The organism is Pseudomonas sp. OV226 (genome assembly GCF_003148705.1).
Lineage (GTDB): Bacteria > Pseudomonadota > Gammaproteobacteria > Pseudomonadales > Pseudomonadaceae > Aquipseudomonas.
In genome coordinates this window covers 346831-359303 of sequence record NZ_QGGS01000003.1, presented here as the reverse complement: position 1 = coordinate 359303, position 12473 = coordinate 346831, and the positions used below count along the sequence as shown (strand labels likewise).

10 protein-coding genes, 1 pseudogene and 1 riboswitch are annotated in these 12473 nt (G+C 59.8%); of the genes and pseudogenes, 2 read left to right on the top strand and 9 right to left on the bottom strand.

Annotated features, from left to right (window positions below; translation table 11 throughout):
* Positions 1-28: 28 nt before the first annotated feature.
* The 5 genes and pseudogenes from C7534_RS07650 to C7534_RS07625 form a co-directional block, all read right to left on the bottom strand.
* A complete protein-coding gene (locus tag C7534_RS07650) occupies positions 29-637 on the bottom strand; it encodes a YqiA/YcfP family alpha/beta fold hydrolase (RefSeq protein WP_046028375.1) in 609 nt (202 codons plus the stop codon).
* Between the two features lie 188 nt (positions 638-825).
* Positions 826-1044, bottom strand: a pseudogene (locus tag C7534_RS07645) (DUF6124 family protein); the annotation flags it as partial.
* A gap of 969 nt (positions 1045-2013) precedes the next feature.
* Entirely contained in the window at positions 2014-2829 is an 816-nt protein-coding gene (cpdA, locus tag C7534_RS07635; protein WP_109785428.1) for a 3',5'-cyclic-AMP phosphodiesterase, read from the bottom strand.
* A 99-nt stretch (positions 2830-2928) separates the two neighbouring features.
* Positions 2929-3381 (bottom strand): DUF1249 domain-containing protein, encoded by a 453-nt coding sequence (locus C7534_RS07630; protein ID WP_046028368.1) that lies wholly within the window; start codon positions 3379-3381, stop codon positions 2929-2931.
* Complete coding sequence (locus tag C7534_RS07625) at positions 3372-3989, bottom strand: NUDIX domain-containing protein (RefSeq protein ID WP_109785427.1); 618 nt, start codon at positions 3987-3989, stop codon at positions 3372-3374. Before C7534_RS07625 ends, C7534_RS07630 begins: the two co-directional genes overlap by 10 nt.
* A gap of 228 nt (positions 3990-4217) precedes the next feature.
* Between C7534_RS07625 and C7534_RS07620 the strand changes: the two genes are divergently transcribed.
* Positions 4218-4964, top strand: coding sequence for an RsiV family protein (locus C7534_RS07620; protein ID WP_109785426.1), 747 nt, complete (start codon positions 4218-4220; stop codon positions 4962-4964).
* Here C7534_RS07620 and cytX read toward each other — a convergent pair.
* Both cytX and thiC read right to left on the bottom strand, forming a co-directional pair.
* On the bottom strand, positions 4933-6225 hold the full coding sequence (gene cytX / locus C7534_RS07615) for a putative hydroxymethylpyrimidine transporter CytX (RefSeq protein ID WP_046028362.1): 1293 nt from the start codon (positions 6223-6225) through the stop codon (positions 4933-4935). The genes C7534_RS07620 and cytX overlap by 32 nt on opposite strands.
* A 158-nt stretch (positions 6226-6383) precedes the next feature.
* The gene (gene thiC / locus C7534_RS07610; RefSeq protein WP_046028360.1) at positions 6384-8273 is read right to left on the bottom strand and encodes a phosphomethylpyrimidine synthase ThiC; all 1890 of its coding nucleotides are present in this window, start codon (positions 8271-8273) and stop codon (positions 6384-6386) included.
* A 163-nt stretch (positions 8274-8436) separates the two neighbouring features.
* Positions 8437-8542, bottom strand: a riboswitch (TPP riboswitch).
* A gap of 193 nt (positions 8543-8735) precedes the next feature.
* On the opposite strand from thiC, the gene C7534_RS07605 reads away from it, so the two are divergent.
* Positions 8736-10178: a TolC family outer membrane protein gene (locus C7534_RS07605; protein ID WP_046028358.1), complete on the top strand. Its 1443-nt coding sequence runs from the start codon at positions 8736-8738 to the stop codon at positions 10176-10178.
* Positions 10179-10214: 36 nt separating this feature from the next.
* Here C7534_RS07605 and waaA read toward each other — a convergent pair whose 3' ends face one another.
* Complete coding sequence (gene waaA / locus C7534_RS07600) at positions 10215-11492, bottom strand: lipid IV(A) 3-deoxy-D-manno-octulosonic acid transferase (protein WP_109785425.1); 1278 nt, start codon at positions 11490-11492, stop codon at positions 10215-10217.
* Positions 11493-11503: 11 nt separating this feature from the next.
* Positions 11504-12400, bottom strand: a complete 897-nt coding sequence (locus C7534_RS07595) for a LysR family transcriptional regulator (RefSeq protein ID WP_046028353.1) — start codon at positions 12398-12400, stop codon at positions 11504-11506.
* Positions 12401-12473: the final 73 nt, after the last annotated feature.

The following is a 12473-nucleotide window of genomic DNA, read 5'->3' as shown; positions in this document are numbered from 1 at the left end:
CAAATGTTCGTGAAATAGAGGCGACAGTTCACAGTGCTGTGAAATCGATCGCCTGATACAAATCTGCGCCGATACCGGCAAAACTCAACATTGCCGGCAGTTGTGCGGCAAAGCCCTGGAAACTATGGTCGCCGCCGGCCTGAATGCGCAAGGCACAGGCTCGGTAATACTGCTGGGCCAGGCGATAGTCCAGCGTTTCGTCGCCGGTCTGCAACCACACCTGATACCGCTGCGGGTCTTGGGGCGCCGGCACTTCCAGCTCGGCCAGGGCCGTCACGTGGTCGTGGGTCATTTCCCAAGTCTCATCGGTATACAGGTTTTTCTGCGTTCCCAGGAACCCGTCGAACATCCGGTGCGGACTGACGGCAGGGTTGATCAGCAAAGCCTTGAGGCCATGGCGCTCGGCCAAGTGAGTGGCATAGTAGCCGCCGAGTGAGCTGCCGACCAGCAGTGGCCGCCCCAGCTCTTCAATCGCCTGCTCCAGCTGACCGATGGCTTCGCGTGGGTGGTGGTGCAAGGCCGGGACACGCAGTTGATCGCTCAAGCCCAGCCGGTCCATCACTTGCATCAACTGCGTAGCCTTTTTTGAGGCCGGCGCGCTGTTGAAACCGTGGATATAAAGGATCGAACCGGACATTTGAGCTCCCTGTGCGTCGGGTAAAGAGGCGCAGTTTACAGGGAGATGGGGGGATCGGGGATATCCTCGGGATTCGAGGTGTTTGTACTGACGCCTTCGCGAGCAAGCCCACTTCCACATTGGATTGGTGTCGTAGACAAATCCCCTGCGGGATCCTGCTCGCGAAGAACGATGACTCGGTCCAACAGTTACGTCGGGTCGACGTTATCCAGCGCCCGATTCACCGCCAGTTCGGCCAGCATGACCAGCTGCTGAATTGCCATCGCCGTATGCCGGTCAGGCCCAAGCAGACGCGCCGCAAAATCGCCGGCCATCACACTCGCCGAAGCCAGTGATTCACAGGAATGGGCCAAAAGACTTTCTGTGTCCATGTCGGGGACGATCATGTACATCGTGCTGGGTTTGCGGGTGGGGGGATTGGGAGTTGGTTTGAACATAGCAGTACTCCAGAGGAAGAGTGGAGCCACTTACAAATTACCGCGAAGCCATTTGGGTGGCAGCTGTACGCAGGTTCGCGGACCGATCCTCTGGCAACTCGGCATACCCGAAGGTATCCCGCGCACAGCCGCCATGACACGAAACGACAGACAGCCAAAAGCGCTGTCGTTAGGCGGGGGCGAATATGCCTGAGAAACGGGCCGCGAAGCCCGATCGCTGAATATGCCAGCGACAGGCAAAAGGCTAGAGATGCCACGTCCGACGGGCACCTGAAAACTTCGTGGGAAGGTTCTGAAATTTTTGCTGACCATTAAACAGCGCCGCCAGTGAGCCCGCCTTCGCGAACAGGCTCGCTCCTACAGGGAATGATGTACATCGGCTAGAAATTGGTCGGCTGTCAGGCCGCCATCGCTGGCAAGCCAAGCTCCCACAGGGGATTGGTGTACATCAGCAAGATATCGGTCGGCTGTCAGGCCGCCATCGCTGGCAAGCCCGGCTCCTACAGAGAATGGGTACATCTGCAAATGACTGGTCGGCTGTCAAGCCGCCATCGCTGGCAAGCCATGCTCCTACAGGAATGAGTACACCGGCCGCTTCTCACCACTCATCAGGCCGAGCGTTAGCTCGCCTACAGCTCTTGATCTTGATCCACCCGCCCCTTCGGGAGGCTGAGTGGAGGTGTTCATCCGGGGAGTGGCGCGCAGCGCCGTTCGACGCAGTCGAACACGCTGCATGTAGGTCGAAGCGAAGCCGACCGGAGGGCAGTGTCCCCGGATGGATACCGGAGCGAAGGAACGCCGAGCCCTAGCGAGGGGCCGGACGCTCGGGGCGAGCCTTTTTTTGCTTACTTTTTTTTGGCGTTTGAAAAAAAAGTGAGTCGCCGTAAGGGCGAAACCGCCAGCCGCCGTTACCGCAGAAACGGATATGCCCTCAAAAACTCAGTAGCCGCTGGAACCGTAATCAACCTGAAAATCAAACCCGGTGACCCGTTCGACACCGGTTTCGATCCGCCCATCCGGCAACAGCCGCAACCAGCGATACCCCGGCGCCTGTTCCCCGACCTTGAAATCATCGCTCCCCGGCTCGAACTGAATGCAGGTCGAAGGCGAGGCGATCAGCCGAACACCGTTACGCAGTTGATCGATCTCTTGATGCACATGCCCCCACAAAACCGCCCGCACCTGCGGAAAACGATCGAGCACCGCAAACAATGCCTCAGGGTTGCGCAGCCCGATCGGCTCCATCCAGGCACATCCGATCGACACCGGATGATGGTGGAAGCAGACCAGATGATGCCGATCCGGCGCCTCACTCAGTGATCGAACCAGCAACTGCAACTGCTCATCCTGCAAATAGCCCGGCACTGAACCCGGCACGGCGGAATCCAGCAGCGTGACCCGCCAATTGGCGACGTCCACCACCGGCTCCAGCAATGCGCTCTGCACTGCGGCCTCGGCCATGATCATCGGTTCATCGTGATTGCCGGGAATCCAGCGCGCCGGGGCGTCGAGTTGCCGTGTCAGGTCGCGAAATAGCTGATAAGACTCCAGCGTTCCGTCCTGGGAGAGATCGCCACTGGCAATGATCAAGTCGATATGCGACTGCTGAAGCTGCACCAATTCGATCACTTTTTGCAGGCTGTCCCGGGTGTTCATGCCCAGCAATGTCCCGTCCGCTTCGGCGAACAAATGGCTGTCGGAGAGTTGCACCAGCAACGCCGGATCGGCGGTGGTCAATGTGGATACGCTCGGCAAGGCGTTCTCCCAGGGCTGAATCACGGGGGTGGATAGGTGCCGCAATTATGCTGGGGGACGCTCAAAAGGGGAAACTTGTGAACCTGACGCAGTTCACAACTACCGCACAACAGCGTACTCGTGCCCACAGGCCAGGCAATGGCTCAGCCATTCGCCCAGAAACATATTCAACTGGGCTTTTTCGTCCGGCTGATGCATCGAGGCGTTCGGGTAAGGATAGACACCACGAAATCGCCGGGCATGTTCGGCGCTGACCACTTCGGCCATGCAGGCGTCGTGATAGACCTGCACTTCCAGTTGCGGTACCGGCAGCCAGGGCAGGCTGTGTTCCTGGCGCACTTGCAGGGTCGTGGTGTACGGACAGACCTGCACCACTTCCAGCGCCAGCACGCCGAGCATCTGTTCACCGTGAGTCACGGCAATGCGCCGCGCCGCCGGCTCGTCGCGCATGTCTGGCAACAGTCGCATCAAGCGTGCGTAGTTGGCCTCGCAGGAAGCTTGCAGCCCCGCAAGGTCCACCCGATAACGATCGCGCAGCTTGTTTACGACCATAACCCCCTCACTTCAGCGCGGTTTAAAGCTAACCATTGCAAGGCAATGATGCTGGCCGCGTTGGCAATTCGTCCGTCACGCACGGCTTGCAGGGCATCTTCGAACGCCCAGACCGTGACGCGGATATCTTCAGCTTCTTCCTCCAGCCCATGCAGGCCGCCGACCCCGGTGGTTTCGCAGCGCCCCAGGAACAGGTGCACAAACTCGTTACTGCCGCCCGGCGACGGGAAATAGTTGAGCATCGGCCAGAGCGCCCCGAACACAAGCCCAGCTTCCTCCTGCCCCTCACGGTGAGCAACTTCTTCCGGCACTTCTTCCTTATCGATCAGACCAGCGACCAGTTCGATCAGCCACGGGTTGTCGGTCTTGCCCATGGCGCCGACGCGAAACTGCTCGATCAGCACCACTTCGTCGCGCTGCGGATCGTACGGCAGTACGCATACCGCATCGTGGCGAACAAACACTTCACGATCGATTTCGCGACTCATGCCACCGGCGAACAGTTCGTGGCGCAAATGCACACGGTCGAGCTTATAAAAGCCTTCGTAGCATTTTTCGCGCCGCACGATATCCACGGCGGTCGGAATGGCGTTGGCAAAATCAGTCATGACAATCCTCTTTACTGCAAATCCGTTACGAGGTTCCTTTTTGTGACTTGCAACCTCGACTTCGCGCCATCCTAACGCGCCCGCGACATTTGATGCAGCCCCTTTCCCGTCAGCGGGATAGACGGTGAGGGCGAAACCAACTCTAATTAGCTTAGTGGCGAACTGACTGCTTCGTTGATAGTCGAAGCGGATAACTTTTTGCCTTCCCCTGTTTTACAAAGGACGCCCATGTCGCTTTTTAAAATCGCCTCCGTGGCCGCAATCGCCCTGACGCTGGGCGCCTGCCAGAGTCTGTTTCAGCCCAACTACCGGGCGCCGCTGGAAACGACCCGCGATGCCGCCGAAACCCTGAAACCGGGTTGCACCACCCCCGATTGCCCGCTGGTGAACATCGATACCGTGCACTTTCCCGCCGAACCGCAATTGGACGGCATCGTCGAAAAACGCTTGCTGCTATTGACGCGCACCTCACCGGACGCCCCGGTGGCACTGACGCTGGCAGCCTATCGCGATGAGTTTTTGCGCACGGCCAGCCCGCGCACCAGCAGCTATTTGCAAGCCAAGGTACGTGAGCAGCATGACGGCTTGGTGATCGTCGAGTTTTCCAGCTACCTGGATACCGGCGGCGCGCATGGCACGCCGGGCCGCAGCTTTATCAACTATTCACGCCAGCAGCACAAAGTGCTGACGCTGTCGGACATGCTGGTTCCGGGTCAGGAAGAGGCGTTCTGGAAGGCGGCACAAGTCGCGCATAACAGCTGGTTGATCAGCACCAAGCTCGATCAGGAACCGGAGTTCGTGAAGAGCTGGCCGTTCCAGAAAACCCAGAACGTGGCGCTGACCTACGGCGGGGTGATCCTCAAGTACGAAACCAGCACCATTGCGCCTTACGCGCTGGGCCATATCGAACTGAAGATCCCTTACCCACGCCTGAACGGCATCATCAAGCCCGAGCTGTTTCCCGGCCGTAACTGAAGGCTCGGCCCAATACCAGTTGCAGTAGCCCTGCCAGAATCAATGACGGCAGGGTTGCACCGATGTCCGGATACAGATTGGCCAGCAAATGATAGGTGCTCACCCCGCCCAGCCAGGCGAGCAACGCCGGCCAGCGCAATGCGGCTGACGCGACTTGGGCACTGCGTTTGCGCAGGATGAAGTGATCCACCAACACCACGCCGAACAGCGGCGCAAACACCGAACCGATCAACAGCAGGAAATTCTGGTACTGGGCCAGCGGCGCCAGGCAGGCGATCAGCGTGCAGATCACGCCGATGGCCAGCGCCAGATGCTCGACTTTCAAGCGCAACAGAATCCCGCTGGAAACGGCCGCCGAGTGAATATCGGCGAAGGCGTTTTCCGACTCGTCCAACAGGATAAGCAGCAGCGGAATACCCAGGCCGGCACCGGCCAACGCCAACAGCAAGGCATTCACTTCACCACTCGGCGCGAACGCCAGGGTGTAAGCCACGCCCAGGCTCATCAGCCAGAAATTACCAATAAAGAAGCCAATGGCCGTGCCACCGAACACGTTTTTCGCACGCTTGCCGAAACGCGAGTAGTCGGCAATCAGCGGTAGCCACGACAGCGGCATCGCGATAGCGATGTCGAAGCCCACGGCGAACGGCATCGAACCATCGCCGGCCTGCGCCCACAAAGCGGCCAGATCGGCTTTGGCAAACAGGTTCCAGGTCAGCCAGATGCACGCCGCCAGCAACAGCCAGATGCCCCACTTGCGCAGGATTTGCCGTACGAATGTGAGTGGCCCGCTGACCGCCAGCAAGGTCGCCAAGGCGCCGAAGAACAAAGTCCAGAGCAGTGGATTCGACAGCAGGCTGCCTTCGCTGAACGCCCGCGCACCCAACAGGCTGGCGGCGTCGCGCATGACGATGATTTCGAACGAGCCCCAACCGATCAGTTGCAGCAGGTTCAGCACGGCCGGCAGGCTCGCGCCACGCTTGCCGAGGCTGAGCTTGAGCGCGGCCATGGACGACAGGCCCGTGTCGCTGCCGATCACGCCGACCGCAGCCAGCAGCAGAACGCCGACCAGCGTGCCGAGGAAGATGGCCAGTAACGAACCGGACAGACCCAGGCCTGGCGCCAGCAGCGCACCGGTCTGGAGCACCATCAGGCCAATGCCGAGGGAGAACCACAGGGAAAACAGATCGCGCCCGCCGAAGACACGCTTGTCGGTCGGCACGGCGATATCGGGAGAATAGGTACTGGGTTGAATGCTCAAGGGTGTTATCTCAGAGGGACATTTGTTGTTGTGTTGATCATCGAACCTATAGGAGCAAGGCTTGCCCGCGATGGCGATCTCGAGGACGCCATCGCGGGCAAGCCTTGCTCCTACAAAAAAACAGCGCCAGCCTTGAGAGACCGGCACTGCCGGTCAGATCAAACCTTCTTGTACAGCTGACTGCCTTCCTGCTTGAACCGCTCAGCCTGATCCGCCAACCCTTGGGCGACGTCGGCATCAACGGTGTCGATCCGCTGGTTGGCCGCGTATTCGCGGACTTCCTGAGTGATCTTCATCGAGCAGAATTTCGGCCCGCACATGGAGCAGAAGTGCGCGACCTTGGCCGAATCCTTCGGCAGGGTTTCATCGTGATACGAACGGGCAGTGTCTGGATCAAGGCCCAGGTTGAACTGGTCTTCCCAGCGGAATTCGAAACGCGCCTTGCTCAAGGCATTGTCGCGGATCTGTGCGCCCGGATGCCCCTTCGCCAGATCGGCGGCATGCGCGGCGATCTTGTAGGTGATGATCCCGGTCTTCACGTCATCCTTGTTCGGCAGGCCCAGGTGTTCCTTCGGCGTGACGTAGCACAGCATCGCGCAACCGAACCAGCCGATCATCGCCGCACCGATACCCGAAGTGATGTGGTCATAGCCTGGTGCAATGTCGGTGGTCAGCGGGCCGAGGGTGTAGAACGGCGCCTCGTCGCAGCATTCCAGCTGCTTGTCCATGTTCTCTTTGATCAACTGCATCGGCACGTGGCCCGGGCCTTCGATCATGCACTGCACGTCGTGCTTCCAGGCGATTTTGGTCAGCTCACCGAGGGTTTCCAGCTCTCCGAATTGCGCGGCGTCGTTGGCGTCGGCAATCGAGCCCGGACGCAGGCCATCACCCAGCGAGAAGCTGACGTCGTAAGCCTTCATGATTTCGCAGATGTCTTCGAAATGGGTGTAGAGGAAGTTTTCCTTGTGGTGCGCCAGGCACCACTTGGCCATGATCGAACCGCCACGGGAAACGATGCCGGTCACACGCTTGGCGGTCAGCGGCACGTAACGCAACAGGACGCCGGCGTGGATGGTGAAGTAGTCAACGCCCTGCTCGGCCTGTTCGATCAAGGTGTCGCGGAACAGCTCCCAGGTCAGGTCTTCGGCAGCGCCGCCGACTTTTTCCAGGGCCTGGTAAATCGGCACTGTACCGATCGGCACCGGCGAGTTGCGGATGATCCACTCGCGGGTTTCGTGAATGTGTTTGCCGGTGGACAGGTCCATGACCGTGTCCGAACCCCAGCGAATGCCCCAGGTCAGTTTCGCCACTTCTTCTTCGATGGACGAACCCAAAGCGCTGTTGCCGATGTTGCCGTTGATCTTCACCAGGAAGTTACGGCCGATGATCATCGGTTCCAGTTCGGTGTGGTTGATGTTGGCCGGAATGATCGCGCGACCACGGGCGATTTCGTCACGCACGAATTCGGGAGTGATGATTTTTGGCACGCTGGCACCGAAGCTGTGGCCGGCGTGTTGCTGGTCCAGCAGGCCGGCAGCGCGAGCCACTTCCAGCTTCATGTTTTCGCGGATGGCGACGTATTCCATCTCGGCGGTGATGATGCCTTTGCGGGCGTAGTGCATCTGGCTGACGTTGGCGCCAGCCTTGGCGCGGCGCGGGTTGTTGACGTGAGCAAAACGCAGCTTGGTCAGCTCGGCATCGGCGAGGCGTTCCTGACCGAAGTTGGAGCTCAGGCCCGCCAGGCGCTCGGTGTCGCCACGGGACTCGATCCATGGCGAGCGCACATCGGCCAGGCCTTTGCGCACGTCGATGATGACGTTGGGGTCGGTGTACGGGCCCGAGGTGTCGTACACAACCACCGGCGCGTTGATCTCGCCGCCGAAGTCCGTCGGGGTCACATCAAGGCTGATTTCGCGCATCGGTACGAGGATGTCCGGACGAGAGCCCTGGACATAGATTTTTTGCGAGCGGGTAAACGGCTGAACCGATTGTTGATCGACTTGGGCCGAATCACTCAGGTTCGTTATGTTTTTTGGTTTTATCGTCATCACGGGCTCTCCGAACACATCCAGGCAGTGGATTTTTGTCGGAGCGAACCTGTAAACGAATGGACGCACGTGCGCTGGGAAAACCAGCTGTGCTGTGCTCAGTGCTCGAGGGGTGTTCGATTGTCGAACAACATCCCGGACGAAGCACAAGAGGACTCGCCGGGTGACGAGAAATCTTGTTCCCTACGCAGGCGCTAACCTGATCAGGTTCAACGGGATCCGAAATTATTCGATCTCAGCCTCATAGCAAGGCACCCCGACAAGAACCCGGCCAGTCTAGACACAACCGGCAAAGAACGCCAACACCGCTGCAAACACCATGATGAATGGCGCATACAGGATTGTTGCCGCCCTCGTGCACAACTACACTCGCTACGCCGAGCCATGCATTGACGTGGTACGAGCCGCGCCTCAGACTTGGCGCTCAAATTACTTATGTAATATTAATTCTAGGGAACGCCTATGCTGCGCAAACTTTCACTGGCCCTTGCCGTGTCTTGTGCGTCTTATGGAATGGCCTGGGCAGCAGAAGCGCCCTTATCGACCAGGAACGACCTGGTCAGCGTCTACCAGGAAGCGAAGAACAACAACGCCGACCTTGCGGCGGCCATCGCTCAATACGGCGCCCAGAAAGAAGTCGTGCCCCAGGCGCGTGCCGGCTTGCTGCCCAACCTCTCGGGCGGCGCCGACGTTGCCAATGTGCGCACGGCAATCGATCAGCCTTCGTCGACGGCCAACCGCAATGCACGCTCGTATCAGGCTACCCTGGCACAGCCGCTGTTTCGTGCCGATCGCTGGTTCCAGTTCCAGGCAGCCAAGGAAGTCAATGAACAGGCCGCCCTGCAACTCTCGGCCACCGAGCAAAACCTGATCCTGCAAACTGCTGAAAACTACTTCAATGTGTTGCGCACACAGGACAACCTGGCGTCGACCAAGGCAGAAGAAGCGGCGTTCAAACGCCAACTCGACCAGTCCAACGAGCGTTTTGACGTTGGCCTGTCGGACAAAACCGACGTGCTGAACTCACAAGCCAGCTACGACACTGCACGCGCCAACCGAATCGTTGCACAGCGTCAGGTGGATGACGCGTTTGAAGCGCTGGTCACCCTGACCAACCGTCAGTACAACTCGATCTGGGGCATCAGCCATAAACTGCCGATCCTGCCGCCGGTACCGAACGACGCCAAAGCCTGGGTCGAAACGGCGGCTCGGCAGAACCTGAATTTGCTGGCCAGCAACTACGCCGTCAGTGCCGCCGAAGAAACCCTCAAGCAGCGCAAGTCCGGTCACTTACCGACCCTCGACGCCGTGGCGAAATATGAAAAAGGCGACAACGACGCGCTGGGGTTCAGCAACCCGAACAACCTTCCCCAGGCCTACGGTGGCGACGTCGAGCAAACGACAGTGGGACTGCAACTGAGCATCCCTATCTACAGCGGCGGCCTGATCACCTCGCAAGTGCGTCAATCGTACTCACAGCTGGACCAGACCGAGCAGCAACGCGAATCCTTGCGTCGGCAAATCGTCGAAAGCACCCGCGACCTGCATCGCGCGGTGAATACTGACGTTGAGCAGGTACAGGCGCGCAAGCAGTCGATCATCTCCAACCAGAGTGCGGTGGAAGCGACCGAGATCGGTTATCAGGTGGGGACACGCAACATCGTCGACGTACTGGATGCGCAGCGCTCGCTGTACACCTCGGTGCGCGACTACAACAACACCCGCTACGACTACATCCTCGACAACCTGCGCTTGAAGCAGCAGGCCGGCACGCTGAACCCGGGGGATCTGGAAGACTTGAAACGCTTCCTCAAGGCTGACTACAACCCCGACAAGGATTTCTTGCCGCCCGACCTGGCCAAGGCCGCGGAAGAGCAACTCAAGTCACGACCGCCCACCCAGTAATACTTGCGGCGAGGGGGCATGCCCCCTCGCGACACATTAGCGGCCGATCAAACGCCCCAACCCATCCAGCAAACGCTGCAACGCGCCTTGATTGGTGCGCATCACTTTCAACCCCGCCTCTGCCATCCGCTGCGCATCGCGCGGCAACTCGAACAGCCGCTGCACCGCCAGCGCCAGACCTTCAGCATCCTCCACCTCCTGCAACGCCCCGGCATTGCGCAATTGCGCGGCGATTTCGAGGAAGTTGAACAGGTGCGGGCCACTCAGGACAGGTTTGGCCAGTGCTGCCGGCTCCAGCAGATTATGCCCGCCATTCGGCACGAGACTGCCGCCCACAAAAGCACTGTCGGCCAAGGCGTAGAGAAACAGCAACTCGCCCATGGTGTCGCCCACCAGCACCGATGTCGCCGAGGTCACCGGCTCGCCGCTGGAGCGACGCAGCGCTGTAAAGCCCTGTTGCTGACACAGGTCGAACACCGCGTTGAAACGCTCCGGGTGGCGCGGTACCAATATCAGCAAGGCATCGGGATGATTGGTCAACAGCTGACGATGAGCCGCAAGGACCACCTCGTCTTCGCCTTCATGGGTACTGGCGGCAATCCATACCGGTCGTTCCTGGGCCTGCCATTGCGTGCGTAGCTCGACGGCACGTTGCAGCAATTGCGGGTCGATGGTCAGGTCGAACTTGATCGAGCCAGTAACTTCCACGGTGTCCGGGCGGGCGCCCAACTCGCGAAAGCGCTGGGCTTCGGCCTCGGTCTGTACCGCGAACAGGCTCATCTCGGCGAGCATCGGTTGGGTCAGTTTGCTGAAACGGCCATAGCCCTTGGCTGAGCGTTCAGACAGTCGCGCATTGGCCAATGCCACGGGAATATTACGTTTGGCACATTGGTGAATGTGGTTGGGCCAGAGTTCGGTCTCCATGATCACTGCCAGCGTAGGCCGGACCCGATCAAGAAAACGCGCCGCCGCACAGGGCAAATCGTAAGGCAAATAGCAGTGCTGGATGCGCGGCTCATTGGCGAACAACGCCTGGATGCGCTCGGACCCGGTCGGGGTCATGCAAGTCACGGTAATGGGCAACTGTGGATAACGTTGCAACAGGGCGCGAATCATCGGCGCCGCGGCGATGCTTTCGCCCACCGACACCGCGTGCACCCAGATACCACCCGGCTTCATCGCTGGCAGTCCGATGGAAAAGCGCTCGCCAATGCGCTTGGCGTACGCTGGCGCCTTACGCGCTCGCAGCCACAGCCGAATTGCTACCAGTGGCAGCCCCAGATAAAACAGCGCGGTGTAGAGAGTTCTATTCATGGCGGCGGAGTTTATCGGCTTTTCTCGCCGATCGTCTGCAAGTGCACGGCAAAACGTTCCGCTAGCCAACGCGCCGCCGGGCCGAGCGGCTCATCGCGACGCCAAACCAGTTCCACCACCAGCGCCGGCGGTGTCCATTCGCTGACCAGTTCAACCATCAGGCCCTGATACGCCGGGTACTGCACCACATGCCGTGGCAACCACGCCCAACCGAGACCGCGCACCAGCCATTCGGCCATCACGTAGAAGCTGTCGGCGCGCCAGACTTGCGGACTGGCCGGTTCACTGCCGGGATAGACGCTGGACTGTGTGGACATCAACAACTGTCGATGCTGCGCCAGCGCCTGGCAATCAGCTTGAGCCTGTTTGGCGAGTGGGTGTCCGACGCCGCACACCGTGACCATCTCAACGCTGCCCAACACCCGCCGCTCAAGGGCTTCGGGGATCTGGTCGTGATAAAACAGCAAACCCAGATCGGCCCGACGCTCCACCAGTTTGCGCGCCACATCGCCTTGGGCAGCGCTGGTCAGTTGCACTTCAAGGCTGGGAAATTTTTCGGCCAGGGCTTCAAAGCTTTCGATGATCGGCTGATAGGGCATGGCCTCATCCTGGGCCACCCGCAGACGCGCCTCCTGGCCGCGCATCATGGCCAGCGCACGGCCATTGAGGCGCTCACACTGACGCAACACTTCCCGCGCCTCTTCCAACAGGGCATTGCCGGCCTCGGTGAGTTTCGGCTGACGGCCACTGCTGCGGTCGAACAGGCTGACACCCAGGTCTTCTTCCAGCAACGCAATAGAACTGCTGACCGCCGACTGCGCCCTGCGCTGAAGACGCGCCACGGCAGAAAACGAACGCTGCTCCGCTACGCTGACAAACAGTTGCAGTTGCTCAAGATTCCATTGCATAGGCCAACCCATCTTCGTGGCAGATAGGTAATGACTTTACCGCATCTCAACAGCCTCTAAAATGCCGACCATA

Excerpts from the sequence above, each read along its gene's own strand:
- C7534_RS07650 (WP_046028375.1), bottom strand. The coding sequence starts at position 637 with ATGTCCGGTTCGATCCTTTATATCCACGGTTTCAACAGCGCGCCGGCC.
- C7534_RS07630 (WP_046028368.1), bottom strand. The coding sequence starts at position 3,381 with ATGGTCGTAAACAAGCTGCGCGATCGTTATCGGGTGGACCTTGCGGGG.
- C7534_RS07625 (WP_109785427.1), bottom strand. The coding sequence starts at position 3,989 with ATGACTGATTTTGCCAACGCCATTCCGACCGCCGTGGATATCGTGCGG.
- C7534_RS07620 (WP_109785426.1), top strand. The coding sequence starts at position 4,218 with ATGTCGCTTTTTAAAATCGCCTCCGTGGCCGCAATCGCCCTGACGCTG.
- thiC (WP_046028360.1), bottom strand. The coding sequence starts at position 8,273 with ATGACGATAAAACCAAAAAACATAACGAACCTGAGTGATTCGGCCCAA.
- C7534_RS07605 (WP_046028358.1), top strand. The coding sequence starts at position 8,736 with ATGCTGCGCAAACTTTCACTGGCCCTTGCCGTGTCTTGTGCGTCTTAT.
- waaA (WP_109785425.1), bottom strand. The coding sequence starts at position 11,492 with ATGAATAGAACTCTCTACACCGCGCTGTTTTATCTGGGGCTGCCACTG.
- C7534_RS07595 (WP_046028353.1), bottom strand. The coding sequence starts at position 12,400 with ATGCAATGGAATCTTGAGCAACTGCAACTGTTTGTCAGCGTAGCGGAG.